The organism is Streptomyces scabiei 87.22 (genome assembly GCF_000091305.1).
GTDB lineage: Bacteria > Actinomycetota > Actinomycetes > Streptomycetales > Streptomycetaceae > Streptomyces > Streptomyces scabiei.
In genome coordinates, this window is sequence record NC_013929.1 from 9,891,747 (window position 1) to 9,908,396 (window position 16,650).

Sequence of the window (16,650 nt, forward strand, 5' to 3'; positions counted from 1 at the left end):
CGATGACGGTGGCTTCTCCGGGTGCAGTGCTGTATACACAGATGGATACAGCACTGCACTCGATAAGGGGGCCGTCCCATGCCGCATACCGTCGGCTCCGCCGACCTGCTGAATTTCGCCGCCGCCACCGCCGAAGCCCACGGGGTTCCGGCCGTGGACGCGCGTCTGCTCGCGGACACCCTGGTGACCGCGGAGCTGTGGGGTCACCCGTCCCACGGGATGCTGCGCCTGCCCTGGTATCTCGACCGTCTGGCGAGCGGCGCGACCACCGCCGTCGCCGCTCCCGTGACCGTGACCGACAGCGGCGCCGTCCTGGTCGTGGACGGGTGCGACGGTCTCGGCCAGGTACTCACCAGCCGTGCGGTGACATGGGGGGTGGAGCGTGCCCGCCGGCACGGGATCAGCGCGGTCGCGGTCCGGAACTCCGGCCACTTCGGAACGGCCGCGTACTTCACCCGCAAGGCCGCCGAACAGGGCTGCGTGGCACTGCTGGCCACCAACGCCAGCCCGGCGATGGCCCCTTGGGGCGGCCGGGAGAAGAGCGTCGGCACCAACCCGTGGTCGATCGCCGCACCGGGCGGCCGCCACGGCACGGTCGTGATGGACATCGCCAACACCGCCGTGGCGCGCGGCAAGATCTACCACGCCCGGGAACGCGGCGAGGCCATCCCCGACGGCTGGGCGGCGGACGCGGGCGGTGTGCCCACCAACGACCCACGCCGCGCGATCGAGGGCCTGATCCTGCCGATGGCCGGCCACAAGGGCTACGCCATCTCCTTCATGTTCGACGTGCTGGCGGGCGTGCTGACCGGCAGTGCCTTCGGCACGGCCGTCGTCGGCCCCTACCAGCCCACCGGCCGCAGCGGTGTCGGCCACCTGCTGATCTGCGTCGACATCGCGGCGATGGCCGACCCGGCCGAGTTCGAGACGCGCATGGAGGCTCTGATCGAGGAGACCAAAGCCGTCCCCGCCGCACCGGGCACGGCCGAGATCTTCGTCCCCGGTGAGCCGGAGGCCCGCACCGCAGAGCGCCTGCGCAGTGAGGGAATCACCCTCACCGACGACACCTGGACCTCCCTCGGCCGTATCGCCGACGCCACCGCCGTCCCCCTGCCCGCCCCCGTCACTTCTCAGGAGCTGTCCGCATGATCGCGCTGACCGTGTCCCTCCAGGTCGTCCCCGGCTGCCGTGACGCCTTCCTCGCGGCCATCGCGGAGAACGCCGAGCGTTCCTTCACCGACGAGCCGGGCTGCCGCTACTTCGACGTCGTCTGCGACCTGGCGGACGACCACCACTTCGTCTTCCACGAGATCTACGACGACGAGGCCGCCGTCGAGGCCCACCGCGCCGCACCCCACTTCCGGGTCTGGCGGGAGGCCGCGGCGCAGTACGTCGTCCCCGGCAGCCAGGTGAACACGCTCTCGCGCCGCCTGTTCCACCACTCCTGACCCCCTGACCCCCTGCCCCCCGACCTCTCGATCGGAGCCGCCGCATGTGCACGGATCCCACCCCGCCGAACCTGCTCATCCACCCCGACCGCGTCGAACGCTTCGACCGGGGCGGCGGAGTGACCACCCTTCCCTACGTCGGCAGGTGGAACTCCGGGACGGCCACCGTCACCACCGGGCAGACCGTGTTCCAGCCCGGCACCGGACTGCCCCTGCACAGCCACAACGTCGAGGAGTCGGTCCTGGTCCTCGACGGTGAGGCGACCGCCGAGATCGACGGCGAGTTCTTCGACCTGGAGGCCGGCCAGGCGACCTGGGTACCGGCGGGTGTCCCGCACCGGTTCCTCAACCGGGGAGAGGGCGTCCTGCGGATCTACTGGGTCTACGGCGGCCGGGACGTCACCCGCACCATCACCGCCACCGGCGAGACCTTCGAGCACCTCTCCGCGCACGACAAGGGCGGGGCACCCACCGTATGAGCGCCACACTGCGCACGACCGACCCCGCCACGGGCCGGCCGATCGCCGCGTACGACGCCTGGGATGCGGCGCGCATCGACGGGGCCGTGGAGCGCGGCCGGGCCGCGGCCAGCGCCTGGGCCCTCGTCCCCGTGTCCGAACGAGCCACGCGCGTCGGGCACTTGGCGACTGTTCTGCGCGAACACCGGGAGAAGCTGGCCCGGCTGGCCGTCACCGAGATGGGCAAGCCGGTCGTCGAGGCGGAGGCCGAGGTGAGCAAGTCCGCGCTGACCGCCGAGTACTACGCCGAGCACGGCCCCGCATCCTCGCCGACGAACGCGTGGACATCGACGGAGCCGAAGCCTGGATCGCCCACGAACCGGCCGGTCTGATCCTGGCCGTCATGCCGTGGAACTTCCCCGTCTGGCAGGTCATGCGCTTCGCCGTCCCCTCCCTGATGGGGGGCAACGGGATCCTGCTCAAGCACGCCCCCAACGTCACCGGCATCGCGCTCGCCCTGCAGAATCTCTTCGCCGACGCCGGCTTTCCCGAGCATCTGGTGACCACACTGCTGATCGCCGAGACGGACGTACCCGAGGTCACCGCACGGCTCATCGAGGACGACCGCGTCGCCGCCGTCACCCTGACCGGGAGCAACCGGGCGGGCGCGGCCGTCGGATCGGCGGCAGGGCGCGCGGCGAAGAAGTCCGTACTGGAACTGGGCGGTTCGGACGCCTTCGTGGTCCTGGACGACGCCGATGCCGAAGCGGCCGCGGCGAGCGCGGTGAAGGCGCGTTTCACCAACTGCGGGCAGAGTTGCGTGTGCGCGAAGCGGTTCGTCGTCGCCGCGCCGGTGGCGGCCGCCTTCACCACCGCGTTCGTGGCGGCCGTCGAAGCCCTGCGGGTCGGCGACCCGCGCGAACGGGCCACGCAGGTCGGCCCACTCGCCCGCGACGACCTGCGAGCGGGGATCCAGCGGCAGGTCGAGGAGTCCGTCGCCGTCGGCGCCCGCCTGCTGACCGGAGGCGAACCGCTCCCGGGCGACGGCTACTTCTACCGGCCGACCGTCCTGGCGGACACCGGCCCGGGCATGCCCGCCTTCGACGAGGAGACGTTCGGCCCACTCGCCGCGCTCACCGTCGCCCGGGATGACGAGGACGCCGTACGGCTCGCGAACGCCACCGCCTACGGACTCGGGGTGAGCATCTGGACGGCCGACCCCGGCCGCGGCGTCGCCCTCGCCCGCCGGATCACCAGCGGCGCGGCCTTCGTCAACGCGATCGTCGCCTCCGATCCACGCCTGCCCTTCGGCGGCACCAAGCGCAGCGGCTACGGCCGCGAACTGGCGGCGGCAGGCATCCTCGAGTTCACCACCACACGCACGTACTGGGTTGCCCGCACCTGACCGCAGCACGGCGGACGGCCAGGGCCAGGGCCTGCGGTTCGGGCCCAGGCGTGATCCGAACACCAGGCTTCGGGAGCGCCGACATCTGCCGCGCCGGGCTTCATCCGGTGCGCCGGGGGAGCTTGGCGGCCACGGCGTCGAGGACCCAGTCCAGGCCCGTCGCGAAGGACGTCTCGGCGTCCACGTCCGTGCCGTCGTGCACGGCCTTGGCCAGTGCCGGGAAGCGGCCGGTGGCCAGCATCCTCGTCACGTGCGGGCCGTTGGCGCGCTGCCAGTCGTGCTTGGACAGGCCCGAGGCGCGTTCGGCCCGCAGGTTCGCGATCTCGCGCCTGATCGCGCCGGTGGCGTAGGCGCTGACGGTCTCCACGGCGCGCATCACGGTGTCGATGTCGGTGTGGCCGTCGAGGGCAGCCAGCGTGGTCTCCGTCACGGCGAGACCGTTCGGGCCGAGGGCCGGACGGCCACCCAACAGGTCGGCCAGCCATTCATGGCGCAGTGCGGTTTCCCGGGTGCGGTGGGCGAGGGTGCTCAGCGCCTCCCGCCAGTCACGGGGCCGCGACTCCGGGAGGATCTCGGCCTGGACCTCGTCCACCATGAGGTCGAACAGCTCCTCCTTGGTGGAGATGAACCCGTACAGCCGCATGGGGCCGGCGTCCAGGCGGGCGGCGACCTTGCGCAGCGAAACCGCCTCCAGCCCGCCCTCGTCCGCCAGGGCGATAGCCGCGTCGACGATCCGCTGCCGGTCGAGCGGCACGGGGCGGGCGGGTCGCTCCGGTCGGTCCCACACAGTCATGGCCACATCGTACTGTTGCAAGACGATGTACCGAGTCAATACAGTGTATCGACATGAGACATCGCATCGCCGTAGTCGGAAGCGGCCCGGCCGGTCTGACCTTCGCCCGTGTCCTGCACCGCCACGGCTGTCCCGTCGCCCTCTTCGAACGCGACCCCGGCCCTGACGCCCGACCGCCGGGCGGCACCCTCGACCTGCACGAAGGGCTGGGCCAACTCGCCCTGGACAAGGCAGGATTGCTGCCGGAGTTCCGGACGCTGTCCCGTCCCGAGGGGCAGGCCCTGCGCATTCTGGACCCGGCCGGGACGACCCTGCGCGACTGGCGACCCCGTCCGGAGGACCGGGCCAATCCCGAGATCGACCGCGGACAGCTCCGTGACCTGCTGCTCGGCTCCCTCGACGTCCGCTGGGGTCGGGGCGTGACCGGCGTGGCCCCCGGGACCGGCGACGGCACGGTGGTCCACTTCGCGGACGGGCGCCACGAGACCTTCGACCTCGTGGTCGGCGCGGACGGCGCCTGGTCCCGGGTCCGCCCGGCCCTCTCACCGGTGACGCCGCACTACACCGGTGTCGCCTCGGTCGAGACCTCCCTGGACGACGTCGACACTCGCCACCCGGACCTCGCCCGGCTGATCGGGGACGGTTCCCTGGCGGTGTACGGGGTGAACCGCGCTCTCGTCGCCCAGCGCAACAGCGGCGGACACGTCAAGGTGTACGCCCAGTTCCGTGCGCCGCTGGACCGGTGCACGGAACTGGGCCGGGCCGATGCCGAAGCCACACGATCGAGCCTGCTGGCCCTGTTCGACGGCTGGGCCCCTCCCGTACTCGACCTCCTGCGGCACGGCACCGTCTTCAGCAGCCGCCCCCTCCACACCCTGCCCGTCTCCCACACCTGGACCCACGTCCCCGGGGTGACCCTCCTGGGCGACGCCGCCCATCTGATGCCCCCGCTGGGGGCGGGCGCGAACCTCGCCATGCTGGACGGCGCCGAACTCGCCGAGGCGATCGCGACCGTGTCCGGCTCCGGCTCCGGCTCCGGCTCCGGGGAGCTGGACGAGGCCGTCCGCGACTTCGAGGAGCGGATGTGGGCCCGGGCCGCCCGATGGGCGGAGATCACGACGGCCGGTCTGGAACGCCTCGTGAGCCCGCACCCCGAGCGGGCCCTCGCCCTCTTCGACGAGCTTCAGCCATCCTGACCGCCGGCACGACGGATTCTGCCTCGACAGCCGGACGACGCATTGACCCCGTACCACCCTCGCGGTTGCATGCTGGTGGTCCTCCGGTGGGGAGCCGGGGAGAAGAGTCGCGTCCAGCGATCAGGGGGAAGAAATGAGAGAAACCGCGAAACGGGGCGCCACCCGGCGTGCGCGCGCCCTCTTAGGAGCCACGGCCGTGGTCTGCACGGTCATGACGGTGCTGCCCGGAGCCGCTTCGGCCGAGCCCAGGTCCGTACCGGCCGTCGCGAACGACGGCGGAGCCGGAGTCGAGCGGGTCAGTGTCGCCGCCGACGGTACCGAGGGCGACGGCGATTCCGCCGGTGCCACGATCACCGCGGACGGCCGGCGCATCGCCTTCTCGTCGTTCGCGAAGAACCTCACCTCCGACCCTTCTTCGGCGGAGCGGGTGTTCGTGCGTGACCGACGGACCGGCCTGAACAAGCAGATGACCACGATCACCTCTCCGATGCAGCGGCCGGTGATCAGCGGTGACGGGCAGTACGTCGCCCTGTGGGGCATGCTGTTCAGGGACACGAAGACCTTCCTGTCCCAGGTGAGTTCGGGAAGCACCATCGGCGTCAACTGCCCTGGCCTCAGCTGCAGTCAGCCGTCGCTGAGTACGGACGGCCGCTACATGGCCCACGTGGCCACCTTCAGCCGTCCGCCGGCCCGGCAGCGCATCGAGGTACGGGACTGGCGGACCGACACCGCGCGGACCGTTGCCGAGCTCGGTCACACCGTCTCGGCACGGCCGTCCGTCAGCGGCGACGGCCGCTTCGTCGCCTACCAGGACGGCCGGGCGGAGGACGTCTTCGTGTGGGACCGGACCGACGACACCTCCTCCGGTCCGATCGAGGGCCCAGCCAGGGCGGCGACCCTGGTCCAGCTCAGCAAGGACGGGAGGAACGCCGTCTACCTCTCGGGCTCCGACACCTACGTCCACGACGAAAGCTCCGGCACCGAGCAACTGGTGCCGACCGTGCGCGGCGTGGCCATCGACCCGACCGGCCGCTATCTGCTGTACGCGCCCCACGACACGAGCGGACCGTCGCTCGTGCTCCGCGACCTGGAGACGGGTTCCGACGAGGTCGTCTCGACGCAGCCCGCCACGGCAGGGACCGACGCGGTCAGCTCCGGCGGGCGCGACGTGGTCTTCCATTCCACGGCCGACGACATCGTGCCGGGAGACACCAACGGGAAGTCGGACGTCTTCCTGCGCCGCTTCTTCTAGCGTCGCGTCTTCTAGGTCTTGAGTGAGTGTCAGGTCCATCATGCCTGTTCGCGGGCACATTTCGGTAGGACGCAGAGCACGCCCGCTTTTTCTTGTGGCAGTGGGTACCGCGCGTCAGACTCGTCGTCATCCACTCTCCGGCCCCCGTGTCGGCAGCCGTTCCCGGCTGTCGGCGCGGTCGCCGTGCTGTCTCACCGTGTGACGTGCACGGGCCGGGAGTGGCCGACGAGGGGGGATCCATGGATCAGGACATGGTCGTGCTGGCGAGGGTCAGGCTGCTGGGCGCCAACCGGCGGGTGGTGCGGGGTGCCGAAGGGCTGTGGATCTACCGTCTGCTCACCCAGGTCGAGCCGGAGACATACGGGTCGAAGCTGGCGTACGTCCTGGTAGAGATCAGCAGGTCGCCTCTGCTGCGGGAGATGCCTGAGCGGCGCTCGGCCCTGTTGGAGGAAGCGGTGCGGGTGGCGAGTGCCCTCGACGGGGCGAACCCCTACCGGGCGAAGGTGCTGGCGAGGGCCCTGGCAGCCAAGCAATGGGAACTGCAGGGCTCCCCGGCGGAGCCGCCTGCGGCCGACGGACGGGCCCATCAGGCCGTTTCCAGTGGCGGGGCGACGGCGGGGCATGGTGAAAGGGTGTCATGACACAAGGAATCCGAGCGCTGTTGACCCGTCGCTGACTGGAGCGGGCGCAGGTGCGCGGACCGGGGAAGGCCGGGGCGAGGTCGTCGACGGCCTCGTCGTACCACTCCCTTGATGGACGCGGACCGAGCCGCCGTCCCGCGAAGGCTTACGGCCGTCGCGGGACGGCGGAGCGGGCCCGGCCGAAGTCCTGCCCCGATGCGCCGAGTCGGCCGCCGCCGGGCGGAAAATGAGGTGCCGGAGTCCGGAGCGCTTCTCTAACCTCGGCCCATGCGCCACGAATCCTCCCTGCTCAACGTCATCGATGTGGAAGCCACGTGCTGGGACGGACAGCCGCCGCCCGGCTCCGTGAACGAGATCATCGAGATCGGTCTCACGGTCGTGGACGTGTCCGCCGGGCGCCGCGTCTCCCGGCATCGCCTCCTGGTCCGCCCCGTCCGGTCGACCGTGAGCGACTTCTGCACGGAACTGACCGGTCTCACGCAGGCCGAGGTGGAACAGGGCGTCACCTTCGCCGAGGCCTGCCGGATCCTCGTCGAGGAGTACGAGGCCGGGGAGCGCCCCTGGGCGAGCTGGGGCGAGTACGACCGCCGGCAGTTCGCCCGGCAGAGTCAGGCCGACGCGGTGGCGTACCCGTTCGGCCATCCCACGGAGCGCACCCACACCAATGCCAAGGCCGTTTTCACCGAGGCGTACGGACTGCGCAGGAAACCCGGTATGGCCCACGCTCTCCAGATCGCCGGACTGCCGCTGGAGGGACGCCATCACCGCGGCGAGGACGACGCGTGGAACATCGCCGCACTCGTCCTCGACCTGGCGGGCCGTGGGGCATGGCCGGCCGGGACCATGGCCCTCTAGCTCGCACCGGAGTCTCCGCACTCGTACCCGGGCCTTTCCGTCGTGCGGGCGACCATGACCGGTCCTGGACGGATGGGCCCACCGTTCGGTGGGGGTCGCACCCCCCCCGGGTGGCGGGGGTGCGCCGGACCTTCGCCGGACCATGTGCCGCAACGCGCCGTGTCCCCCGGTGCCGCACCGCCGCGTCCTCCTGGTGCCGCACCCCGCGTCCCCCCGGTGCCCTGCCGCGGCGCCCCCCGTGCCATGCCCCCGCCGTGCCGATGCCGGCGGCTCCGACCCGATGTGAGCCCCCTCCTCCACCATTCGGCCGGTGCGGCGGCGGTTCCGGGCCCCCGCTCCTGGCCGTTCGGCCGAGGCGACGCCGTCCCCCGGGGCGGCAGATTGGACCGCCGGGCCCCGCGGCAGTGCGCGGGCCGGCAGGGGCGCGGCGAGGGAGTCGGAGATGGCGAAGGCAGGATCGCGTGGCACACGGACGAACCGGCACCTGGCGCGGGTCACCACGCTGGCCGTCTCCGTGCTGATCGGCACGCAGTGGCTCGCCTCGGTGACGGGCCACGGCGCCCTCTGACCATGACGGACCGGCGCGTACTCAAGAAGGCAGGGGCGGCATGACAGGCGGTACGGCAATTCGGGTGGTCGTCGTCGACGACCAGGACATGGTGCGTTCGGGGTTCGCCGCGCTGCTGTCCGCGCAGAGCGACATCGACGTCGTGGGCGAGGCACCGAACGGCCGGGTCGGTGTCGAGGTCAGCCGGCGCACGCACCCCGACGTCGTGCTGATGGACATCCGGATGCCCGAGATGGACGGGCTGGAAGCCACCCGCCGGCTCCTGGACCCACCGCGCGGTGTGGTGCACCGGCCTCGGGTGCTCATGTTGACCACCTTCGACATCGACGACTACGTCTACGAGGCGCTGCACGCGGGTGCCAGTGGCTTCCTGCTCAAGGACGCACCGGTCGCCGAACTCGTTCAGGCGGTACGCGTCATCGCCGCGGGGGACGCGCTGCTCGCACCCTCCGTCACCCGTCGCCTCATCGAGGACATGGCCCGACGCCGCCCCGCCCCGCCCGGGGCCGCCCGGCTCCGTCTCAACGGCCTCACACCCCGGGAGGCGGAGGTCCTGTCGCTGGTGGCGCAGGGGCAGTCGAACACCGAGATCGCGGCGCGCCTGGTGGTGGCCGAGCAGACCGTCAAGACGCACATGACGCGCCTGCTCGCCAAGCTCGGCGCGCGTGACCGGGCCCAACTCGTCGTGTTCGCCTACGAGTCGGGGCTCGTCGTGCCGGGGGAGCCCACCGCCTGACCGGCCGCGCGTCATACCCGGGGGTGACAGGAGGTTTGGCACCTGGGTGTGATGTGCGGCCCCCGGCCCCCGTTCCAGCATCACCGGGTCCCGATCAAGGAAACGGTTTCGCAGGAGCGTGCGGCATGAACCAGCCCATCGGCCACCCCACAAACGACGGCGGCCCCACGAACGACGGCGGGCCCGTCGACAGGTCCGCGGAAGGACGACCCCTCGCCGGGCGGACCGTCGACCTCGACCACATCAGCCGCCTCTACCGCACGTTCGCCGAGGACCTCGACCGGGCCCGTGAACGTCAGCGCACCCTGCTCGCGCCGCCCCACTCGATGAAGGCCCAACTCGACGACATCGAGGCGGAGATCACGTATCTCCTGCTGCGCGAGGCACGGCCCGAGACGGTGGTGGAGATCGGCACCTTCCACGGCTGGTCCACCACCTGGATCCTGCGTGCCCTGCGCGACAACGGCACCGGTCACCTGTACTCGTACGACATCGTCGACCACGTCGTACGGGAGGTCCCCGACAGCCTCTCCGCCGGCCGCTGGACCTTCACCCAGGGCGACGCGCGGGAGAACCTGGCGAAGATCCCCGCCGCCGGCGCCGACTTCCTGTTCATCGACGCCGCGCACTCCGCGAGCTTCGCCCGCTGGTACCTCGCCGAGCTGTTCCCGCTGCTGCGGGCCGGCATACCGGTCTGCGTCCACGACGTGTTCCACGGCCGCCGCGCGCTGCCGTTCACGGAGGGGGCGGTGGTCCTGCGCTGGCTCGCGGAACGGGACAACGTGCCCTTCACCGCGTCCCGGGCGCGCGCCCCCGAGATCCACGACCGTCTGAAGGACATCAAGCGCTCCCTCGCGCTGGCGCACCCCGTCCGGGAGAGCACCGACAATCCGATGATCTTCTTCGCTCTGCGCTGAGGTCCGGCCGACATCCCCTACCAGGGTGCTAGTCACAGGTTGGCTCCCCGGTGTGACGCTCACCGGACACCCCGATCCCTACCTTCCGCCCACCACAAGGACGCACGACGGGGAAGCGGGGAGACACACCATGAGACGGTTCGGACGAGGGCTCGTCGCCTGCGCACTGGCGCTCGCGTCGGTCGCGGGGACGGCGGGCTGGGCGGCGGGCGACATCCAGACCGCCGTCACCGGCCCGCCCCCCGGCACGAAGGCGTGGACGGCCGACCGGATGCTCGGCACACCACTGCCGGACCCCGCATCGGCCACACCCGACCAGGTCGCACGGTTCTTCGCCGGCCTGACGGCGGCCCGGCGGACGGCGCTGGCCGAGCGGCACCCCCTCGTCGTCGGCGGCCTCGACGGCGCCCCGCCCGAACTCCGGTACGCCGCCAATGCCCGCGCACTCATCACCGGACGCGACCGGGCACTGGCCCGCGCCGCGGACCCCGAGCAGCCCGACGGCGCCCGCCGCGAGGCCTGGGCGCGGGCGGCGGCGTACGACGAACTCCTGGCACCCGGGCGTCACATCCTCGCCCTCGACCCTCGGGGCCGGGGGCAGGTCGCCGAGGTGTACGGGGATCTGCTGACCGCACGCCGGGTGGCGGTGCTCGTGCCCGGCTCCGACACGGACCTGGCCTCGTACGACGCCGCGGTCGGCATGGCCCGCAACCTGCGCGCCGAGATGACCCGGCTCTCCCCGGCGGACCGCCCCGCGGTGATCGTGTGGGTCGGCTACACCACCCCGGTCGGCGTCGGCTGGGACGCCGCCACCGGACACCTGGCCGAAGAGGGCGCTCCCCGGCTGCTCCGCTTCCTCGACGGACTGGCCGCGACCACCCACCCGGCCGCCCCGCCCGCGGTGTTCTGCCACAGCTACGGCTCCGTGCTGTGCGGCGCCGCCGCCCACCGGATGACCGGGCGACAGGGATCCGACCTCGTCGCCGTGGCATCGCCCGGGATGCGACTCGACCACGCGGGCCAGGTCGCGGTCGGGAAGAGGGCCCACCTGTGGGCGACGGCCCGGAACGCGACCGACTGGATCCACCGGGTTCCCCCTGTCGAACTCCTCGGCCTCGGCCACGGCGCGGACCCTGCCGACCCGGCCTTCGGGGCCCGAGTCGTCTCCTCCGACCGGGCCGAGGGCCACGCCGGCTACTTCACCCCCGGCACCGCCTCCCTGACCAACTACGCCGCCATCGCCCTCGGCGACTACGCGGCCGTCACCTGCGCCCACCCGACCGCCGGCACCCCCACGAAGGACTGCCGCCATGGCCTTCGCTGACCTCTCCGCCCCCACCGTCCTCTCCGCGGCCGCCGCGCGCATCGAAGCGCGTACACCCGCCCACCGCGACCGCGCCCTCGACGGACTGCGCGCCCTCGCCCTGCTCGCCGTCCCCGTGGGCCACTGGATGCTCGGCGGCCTCAGCCTCGGCCCCGAGGGTGCGCTGCACAACGCGAGCCCGCTGACTGCGTTCGGCTACCTCGCCCCGGTCAGCTGGGTGCTGCAGATGCTCGGCATCTTCTTCCTGGTCGGCGGTTGCGCCTCCACGCTGTCCCTGCGCCGCTCCGCCGCACGCGGAGTGCCGACGGGCGCGTGGCTGCGCGGGCGGCTGGCCCGTCTCGGCCGCCCCGTCCTGGGCGTCGCCGCGGTGTGGGCCGTCCTCCTGCCGGTGCTGTACGCCGCCGGGGTGCCGGCCGCGACCCTGCGCACCGGGGCGGTACTGGTCGTCCAGCCGCTCTGGTTCGTCGGCATCTACGTGCTGGTGACGGCCCTGACGCCGTGGTGCGTGCGCGCCGCGCGGTCCTGGGGCGCGTGGGCCGCCGTACCCCTGCTCGGCTCGGTCGCCGTCGTCGACCTGCTGCGCTACGGCCCCTGGGCGGACGCCATGCCCTCCTGGCTGGGCCTGCTCAACCTCGGCCCCGGCTGGCTGTTCGCGTACCAGCTGGGCGTCTGCTGGGGCGAGGGGCGACTCGGGCGGCGCGGTGCCCGGCTGATGCTGTTCGGCGGCGGCGCGCTGTTCGCCGTGCTGCTCCTCGCCTTCCACTACCCGGCGAGCATGGTCGGCGTGCCGGGCACGGACCGCACCAACTCCCACCCCCCGTCCCTGCTCGTGCTCGCGCTGGCCTCCGTCCAGTGCGGAGCGGCGATCCTGCTGCGGAACCGGCTCGACGGGCTCCTGCGGCGCCGCCGCTCGCTGTGGGCGGCGGTCGTGACCGTCAACCTCTGTGCGATGACCATCTTCTGCTGGCATCAGACGGCCCTGCTCACCCTGGCGATTCCCGGCTCGCTCCTCGGTACCCCGATACCCGGACTCACCACACCCCCGGACAGCATCGCCTGGATACTCGCCCGGCTCGCCTGGCTGCCCCTCGTCGCCGCCGTACTGATCGCCCTGGGCCGCCTCACTCACCGCTTCGAAGCACCCTGGACCGGTGTCCGAGGGCCCCGCCGAGCGGCGGTCGCGGTACTGGCCGGAGCCTTCGCCTGCTACGCCCTGACGGTCGTCTGATCCGTCACGGCGGTCGCCGACGGCCGGCAGCGCACGGTCGACGTCCCGGAGGGTGCCTACGACCGGGTGATCTCCAGCCGGAGCTGCTGGGTGAAGCGGCGAAGGAGGTCCAGGGTCTCCCGGAACTCGGCCCGGCGGTCGTCCCGGCCGTCGGTGGGCCGGGTGGTCCAGACCCGGCGCGCGAGAGCATCGGCGAGAGCGACGGTGTCGTCGGCACAGAGCAGGTAGAGGGCCGAGCGTGCTTCCTGCAGCTGGTTCGCCAACTCGTTGGCGCCCGGCCCGTCGTCACCCAGTCGTGTTTCCTTCAGATGGTCCAGCAGCTGAACCACGGCCGTGTTGAAGCCGATCCCCGCTTTGAGTTTCTGCTCGCGGAGCCACATGCGGTCCTGCCGGCGCGCGGTGAACCACACACCGAACACCGCCCCTATGAGGCCGATGGCGGCCCCGATGCCCACGGACAGGACGTTCTCCACGGTCAACTCCCCCCGACGCACAGCGCTGCCAGGCTACAGAAGCCGCCGAAGGCGCGGCGCGCGGACGGACGCGCCCGGCCCTGAGGGGCCGGGCGCGTGGTCGTGTTCCGCCGGCGGTCGCGTCGGCTACGCCAGACCGTCGGCGGAGCCGCACTGCGCCTTGTCGTCGTCTGTCAGTGGACAACTCAGTCGCCGACGAGTCCACCCCTGCTGAATGAACGCCGGGCGCCCTGTGTCACATCGGATCCGGATCCGCGCCGGCCTTCCTGACGTGCAGCACATGGCCGTCCAGGGGCAGTGGTGTCCGGTCCACCAGAGTGAGGCCGGCGTCGGCGAACAGGTCGCCGTAGTGGCCGATCTGCCGCTCGCGCCCGCCGACGTTGCACATCATGTGCAGGTCCCAGGCGATCGCCAGCGAGGCGGAGCCGTCGGACGGCAGTACGCGTTCGACAACGAGCAGATCGGCGTGATCGGGCATCGCACGGGCACAGTGGCGCAGGATCTCGCGGCAGCGCTCGTCGTCCCAGTCGTGCAGGACGCGGGACAGCAGGTAGACGTCACCGCCCGCGGGAACGTCCGCGAAGTCGCCCGCCAGGAAGGCGCATCGACCGCCGAGACCGGCCTTCTCCAGCCGCAGGCGAGCGGCCTCGACCGCGTGCGGACGCTCCAGCAGCACCCCGCTCAGCCGGGGGTGCGCGGCGAGGACACGGCCGAGCAACTCCCCGTTGCCTCCCGCCACATCGACCACCGTGGCCCCGTTGGACGCCTCGGCGGCGACGGTGAGCGCCGGGTGCGTGGGCACCGGGTCGAACATCGCGGCCCCGGCGGCCATGGACCGGTCGAAGAGTTCGGCAAGGTGGGGGTCGCGGGCGAAGTGGTCGAAGTGGTTCTCGCCGAAGCGATGCTCGAAGCCGACCCGGCCCGTGCGCACGGTGTGGCCGAGTGCGGCGAACGACTCGTAGAACGGGCCGCCGTACATCAGCGCCAGTGCCCGCATCGACCCCGGCGCGCCGGCCCGCAGCAGTGCGCCCACCTCCGTGAGACGGAAGCCGTCGCGGCCTTCCGTCACCGCGCCCAGCATCGCCAGATAGCGCAGCAGCGTCGCCAGGTTCCGCGGCCTCGCGCCGACCTCCTCCGCCAGCTCCTCGACGTGGGTGCCGCGCTCGGTCTCCATCGCGTCGGGTACCCCGAGCTGGGCGAAGACGGCCAGTGCCTGGGTCGTCCACGCCCCGGTCATCAGGCGCAGGAGCGTTTCGGCAGGCTGCCGGGCGCGATGCTCGTCGAGATGCGCGGCGAGCACGTCCCGGTGGTCGCCGGGCACGTACAGCTCCACGCGCCGGTACCCGACCTTGGCCTCCGCGGCGGCGCCGAAGTAGAAGACGGTGCCGTTCTCGTGCGGGTTGTAGCCACCGCCGTCCGGGGTCGCTCCGTAGCGCGCGAAGGTCGCGCACAGGCCGCGCAACACCAGTGAGCTGGGCGAGGCGACGTCGAAGGCGACATGTGTCTCGTGCTCGTGTGCCCGCTCATGGGCGGCCATCGCGTCGAGCCCCGATCCCGGTGCCACGGTCAGTGCGAAGACCTCGACGGTACGGCGTTCCCCGTCCGAGCCGAGCACTCGGGGGCGCAGGATGCCGACGTCCAGGTCGGCGGCCGGCCGCCGATGCCGTACGGCGAGCCGCTCGCGTACGACCACGCTCGGCCGCGGCGGAGCGACCGCGTCGAGGCCGCAGCCGGAGAGCAGGGCCCGCAACTCGGCCTCGTCCGCAGGGAAGACGAGCAGGGCGGCATGGGAGAAACGGCAGTGCTCCACGAGCGTGCGCAGCTCCGGACCGTCCAGCCCGGGAAACAGCAGCGGAAGCAGGGCGGCGGTGTCCTGCTCCTTGACGAAGTCGACCGTCGCGAGCAGCCGTGACGTGTCGTCCGGCAACGTCGTGATCATGATGGGGAACCTCATTCGGTACATGGGGGAAAGGCAAGACGAAAGATCGGAGAGGCAGGGCGAAGGAATCGAAGGATGTGAAGGATGTGGCGGAGGAGCCTCAGACGCCCACGTAGTGCTCGGCGAACCAGTCCTGGTGGCTGCGCGAGGTCCGCAGCGAAGCGATGCGGGAACGCCGCAGGGAGTCGTGGAACAGTGACGTGCCGCACCCTGCTCCGAGCGCTCCGCCGTCCGCCATGCCGGCGCCCGACGCGCTGTGACCCGAGTGGGTGCCGTCCGACGTGCTGTCCGCCGGGCGGTTCGTCCCGTGCAGCAACCGGATCATCCAGTGCGAGAACTCCTGCGCACGCCAGATGTACGCCAGGCACCGCGCGGAGTAGGCATCGAGCCCCGCGGAATCGCCGTGGACGAGGTCGGAGACGAGAGCCTCGGCGAGGATCTCCGCCTCCAGGACCGCGAGATTGGCGCCCTTGGCCGCGGAGGGGCTGACGAGGCCCGCGGCGTCGCCGGCCAGGAACAGCGAGCCGTGTCGCAGTGGTTCGAGCACGTCGGACTCCAGGTCGACGACGCTCCGCTGCACGACACGGCCACGGTTGAGGGGGCCGAACTCCCTCCCGCGCATGCGCAGTTCCAGCTCGTCCCAGATCCGTTCCTCGGACCAGGCGTCGGCCGACGTCCCGCGCTCGCACTGCAGGTAGTAGCGCGTGATCTCGGGAGTCCGCGCCATGTGCCCGGCGAAGCCCCGCTCGTGCACCGCGTACCCGACGGCGTCCATGCTCGGCGGCGCCTCGGCGAGAAGCCCCAGCCAGGTCACGCCGTGGTCGCAGTGGTACCGGCGCACCGCATCGGCCGGCAGCGACCGCCGTGCCGCGCCGTGCCGTCCGTCGCACCCGGCCACGTACCGTCCCTGCCATCGGCCGGGCCGCCCGTCCGCGTTCCGTACGGCCACGGAGGGCCGATCGGTGTCGGCGTCGAGGACGGCCACCGCCTCGGTGCCGAAGCCGACCCGTCCGCCGGAGGCGACGAACCGTGTCAACAGGTCGGTGACCAGCAGTTGTTGGGGATACACGGTGTGCCGCTCACCGCGTCCGAGCCCGCCGTAGTCCAGCCGGAACCGGCCGTCCGCGCTGCGGAACTCGCACACGCTGTGCGCCTGCCCGCGCTGCCGCAAGCCGTCCGCCAGCCCGTGCCGTTCCAGGATGCGCACGGTGTGGGCCGCCAGGAACCCGGCACGCGCCCGCGTCCGCACGTACGCCTGTTCGGCGCGCTCCAGGACGACACAGTCGACCCCGCTGTTCTGCAGCAGATTTCCGAGCACGAGCCCGGCCGGTCCGGCTCCGAGGATGATCACATCGGTCGCATTCCGGGTTTGTTTGTCTGTCACGAAAGGGGATGGTAGGTCCCATGAAGTGACTTA

Annotated in this window: 18 protein-coding genes; 14 read left to right on the forward strand and 4 right to left on the reverse strand. The window is 72.0% G+C overall.

Annotated elements, in window-relative coordinates; translation table 11 throughout:
* Nucleotides 1-78: 78 nt before the first annotated feature.
* From SCAB_RS42415 to SCAB_RS42430, 5 genes are read left to right on the forward strand one after another with little or no spacing between them, the layout of a single operon-like run.
* Nucleotides 79-1,149: an Ldh family oxidoreductase gene (locus tag SCAB_RS42415; protein ID WP_013006239.1), complete on the forward strand. Its 1,071-nt coding sequence runs from the start codon at nt 79-81 to the stop codon at nt 1,147-1,149.
* Entirely contained in the window at nt 1,146-1,448 is a 303-nt protein-coding gene (locus SCAB_RS42420) for a putative quinol monooxygenase (protein WP_013006240.1), read from the forward strand. The genes SCAB_RS42415 and SCAB_RS42420 overlap by 4 nt, the downstream gene beginning before the upstream one ends.
* Before the next feature lie 44 nt (nt 1,449-1,492).
* Nucleotides 1,493-1,927: a cupin domain-containing protein gene (locus tag SCAB_RS42425; RefSeq protein WP_013006241.1), complete on the forward strand. Its 435-nt coding sequence runs from the start codon at nt 1,493-1,495 to the stop codon at nt 1,925-1,927.
* On the forward strand, nt 1,924-2,298 hold the full coding sequence (locus SCAB_RS49150; protein WP_013006242.1) for an aldehyde dehydrogenase family protein: 375 nt from the start codon (nt 1,924-1,926) through the stop codon (nt 2,296-2,298). Before SCAB_RS42425 ends, SCAB_RS49150 begins: the two co-directional genes overlap by 4 nt.
* A complete protein-coding gene (locus SCAB_RS42430) occupies nt 2,247-3,311 on the forward strand; it encodes an aldehyde dehydrogenase family protein (protein WP_267892940.1) in 1,065 nt (354 codons plus the stop codon). The genes SCAB_RS49150 and SCAB_RS42430 overlap by 52 nt, the downstream gene beginning before the upstream one ends.
* A 100-nt stretch (nt 3,312-3,411) precedes the next feature.
* Here SCAB_RS42430 and SCAB_RS42435 read toward each other — a convergent pair whose 3' ends face one another.
* The gene (locus SCAB_RS42435) at nt 3,412-4,104 is read right to left on the reverse strand and encodes a TetR/AcrR family transcriptional regulator (RefSeq protein WP_041670211.1); all 693 of its coding nucleotides are present in this window, start codon (nt 4,102-4,104) and stop codon (nt 3,412-3,414) included.
* A gap of 53 nt (nt 4,105-4,157) precedes the next feature.
* Here SCAB_RS42435 and SCAB_RS42440 point away from each other — a divergent pair, with 53 nt between their 5' ends.
* The 9 genes from SCAB_RS42440 to SCAB_RS42475 all read left to right on the forward strand — a co-directional run bounded on the left by SCAB_RS42440 (nt 4,158) and on the right by SCAB_RS42475 (nt 12,821).
* A complete protein-coding gene (locus tag SCAB_RS42440; protein WP_013006245.1) occupies nt 4,158-5,300 on the forward strand; it encodes an FAD-dependent oxidoreductase in 1,143 nt (380 codons plus the stop codon).
* A 133-nt stretch (nt 5,301-5,433) separates the two neighbouring features.
* Complete coding sequence (locus SCAB_RS42445; RefSeq protein ID WP_013006246.1) at nt 5,434-6,552, forward strand: TolB-like translocation protein; 1,119 nt, start codon at nt 5,434-5,436, stop codon at nt 6,550-6,552.
* 239 nt (nt 6,553-6,791) lie between these two features.
* Nucleotides 6,792-7,193, forward strand: coding sequence for a hypothetical protein (locus tag SCAB_RS42450; protein WP_231885199.1), 402 nt, complete (start codon nt 6,792-6,794; stop codon nt 7,191-7,193).
* A 267-nt stretch (nt 7,194-7,460) separates the two neighbouring features.
* On the forward strand, nt 7,461-8,048 hold the full coding sequence (locus SCAB_RS42455; protein ID WP_013006248.1) for a 3'-5' exonuclease: 588 nt from the start codon (nt 7,461-7,463) through the stop codon (nt 8,046-8,048).
* Between the two features lie 442 nt (nt 8,049-8,490).
* A complete protein-coding gene (locus tag SCAB_RS49155) occupies nt 8,491-8,616 on the forward strand; it encodes a hypothetical protein (protein ID WP_013006249.1) in 126 nt (41 codons plus the stop codon).
* Nucleotides 8,617-8,656: 40 nt separating this feature from the next.
* Nucleotides 8,657-9,352, forward strand: coding sequence for a response regulator (locus SCAB_RS42460; protein ID WP_013006250.1), 696 nt, complete (start codon nt 8,657-8,659; stop codon nt 9,350-9,352).
* Nucleotides 9,353-9,477: 125 nt separating this feature from the next.
* A complete protein-coding gene (locus tag SCAB_RS42465) occupies nt 9,478-10,269 on the forward strand; it encodes a class I SAM-dependent methyltransferase (protein WP_013006251.1) in 792 nt (263 codons plus the stop codon).
* Between the two features lie 130 nt (nt 10,270-10,399).
* Entirely contained in the window at nt 10,400-11,593 is a 1,194-nt protein-coding gene (locus SCAB_RS42470; RefSeq protein WP_041670212.1) for an alpha/beta hydrolase, read from the forward strand.
* Nucleotides 11,580-12,821 carry an acyltransferase family protein gene (locus tag SCAB_RS42475; RefSeq protein WP_013006253.1) on the forward strand — a complete coding sequence of 414 codons (1,242 nt, stop codon included), beginning with the start codon at nt 11,580-11,582 and terminating at the stop codon, nt 12,819-12,821. Before SCAB_RS42470 ends, SCAB_RS42475 begins: the two co-directional genes overlap by 14 nt.
* 56 nt (nt 12,822-12,877) lie before the next feature.
* Here SCAB_RS42475 and SCAB_RS42480 read toward each other — a convergent pair whose 3' ends face one another.
* The 3 genes from SCAB_RS42480 to SCAB_RS42490 form a co-directional block, all read right to left on the reverse strand.
* Nucleotides 12,878-13,294 (reverse strand): hypothetical protein, encoded by a 417-nt coding sequence (locus SCAB_RS42480; RefSeq protein ID WP_037728955.1) that lies wholly within the window; start codon nt 13,292-13,294, stop codon nt 12,878-12,880.
* A gap of 235 nt (nt 13,295-13,529) precedes the next feature.
* Nucleotides 13,530-15,233, reverse strand: a complete 1,704-nt coding sequence (locus tag SCAB_RS42485; protein ID WP_013006255.1) for a methyltransferase — start codon at nt 15,231-15,233, stop codon at nt 13,530-13,532.
* A 100-nt stretch (nt 15,234-15,333) separates the two neighbouring features.
* Nucleotides 15,334-16,617, reverse strand: coding sequence for a 4-hydroxybenzoate 3-monooxygenase (locus tag SCAB_RS42490; RefSeq protein ID WP_013006256.1), 1,284 nt, complete (start codon nt 16,615-16,617; stop codon nt 15,334-15,336).
* Nucleotides 16,618-16,650: the final 33 nt, after the last annotated feature.

What these genes read in the sequence shown, in the direction of transcription:
- SCAB_RS42415 (WP_013006239.1), top strand. Translation starts at nt 79, where the DNA reads ATGCCGCATACCGTCGGCTCCGCCGACCTGCTGAATTTCGCCGCCGCC.
- SCAB_RS42420 (WP_013006240.1), top strand. Translation starts at nt 1,146, where the DNA reads ATGATCGCGCTGACCGTGTCCCTCCAGGTCGTCCCCGGCTGCCGTGAC.
- SCAB_RS42425 (WP_013006241.1), top strand. Translation starts at nt 1,493, where the DNA reads ATGTGCACGGATCCCACCCCGCCGAACCTGCTCATCCACCCCGACCGC.
- SCAB_RS49150 (WP_013006242.1), top strand. Translation starts at nt 1,924, where the DNA reads ATGAGCGCCACACTGCGCACGACCGACCCCGCCACGGGCCGGCCGATC.
- SCAB_RS42435 (WP_041670211.1), bottom strand. Translation starts at nt 4,104, where the DNA reads ATGACTGTGTGGGACCGACCGGAGCGACCCGCCCGCCCCGTGCCGCTC.
- SCAB_RS42440 (WP_013006245.1), top strand. Translation starts at nt 4,158, where the DNA reads ATGAGACATCGCATCGCCGTAGTCGGAAGCGGCCCGGCCGGTCTGACC.
- SCAB_RS42445 (WP_013006246.1), top strand. Translation starts at nt 5,434, where the DNA reads ATGAGAGAAACCGCGAAACGGGGCGCCACCCGGCGTGCGCGCGCCCTC.
- SCAB_RS42450 (WP_231885199.1), top strand. Translation starts at nt 6,792, where the DNA reads ATGGATCAGGACATGGTCGTGCTGGCGAGGGTCAGGCTGCTGGGCGCC.
- SCAB_RS42455 (WP_013006248.1), top strand. Translation starts at nt 7,461, where the DNA reads ATGCGCCACGAATCCTCCCTGCTCAACGTCATCGATGTGGAAGCCACG.
- SCAB_RS49155 (WP_013006249.1), top strand. Translation starts at nt 8,491, where the DNA reads ATGGCGAAGGCAGGATCGCGTGGCACACGGACGAACCGGCACCTGGCG.
- SCAB_RS42460 (WP_013006250.1), top strand. Translation starts at nt 8,657, where the DNA reads ATGACAGGCGGTACGGCAATTCGGGTGGTCGTCGTCGACGACCAGGAC.
- SCAB_RS42465 (WP_013006251.1), top strand. Translation starts at nt 9,478, where the DNA reads ATGAACCAGCCCATCGGCCACCCCACAAACGACGGCGGCCCCACGAAC.
- SCAB_RS42470 (WP_041670212.1), top strand. Translation starts at nt 10,400, where the DNA reads ATGAGACGGTTCGGACGAGGGCTCGTCGCCTGCGCACTGGCGCTCGCG.
- SCAB_RS42475 (WP_013006253.1), top strand. Translation starts at nt 11,580, where the DNA reads ATGGCCTTCGCTGACCTCTCCGCCCCCACCGTCCTCTCCGCGGCCGCC.
- SCAB_RS42485 (WP_013006255.1), bottom strand. Translation starts at nt 15,233, where the DNA reads ATGATCACGACGTTGCCGGACGACACGTCACGGCTGCTCGCGACGGTC.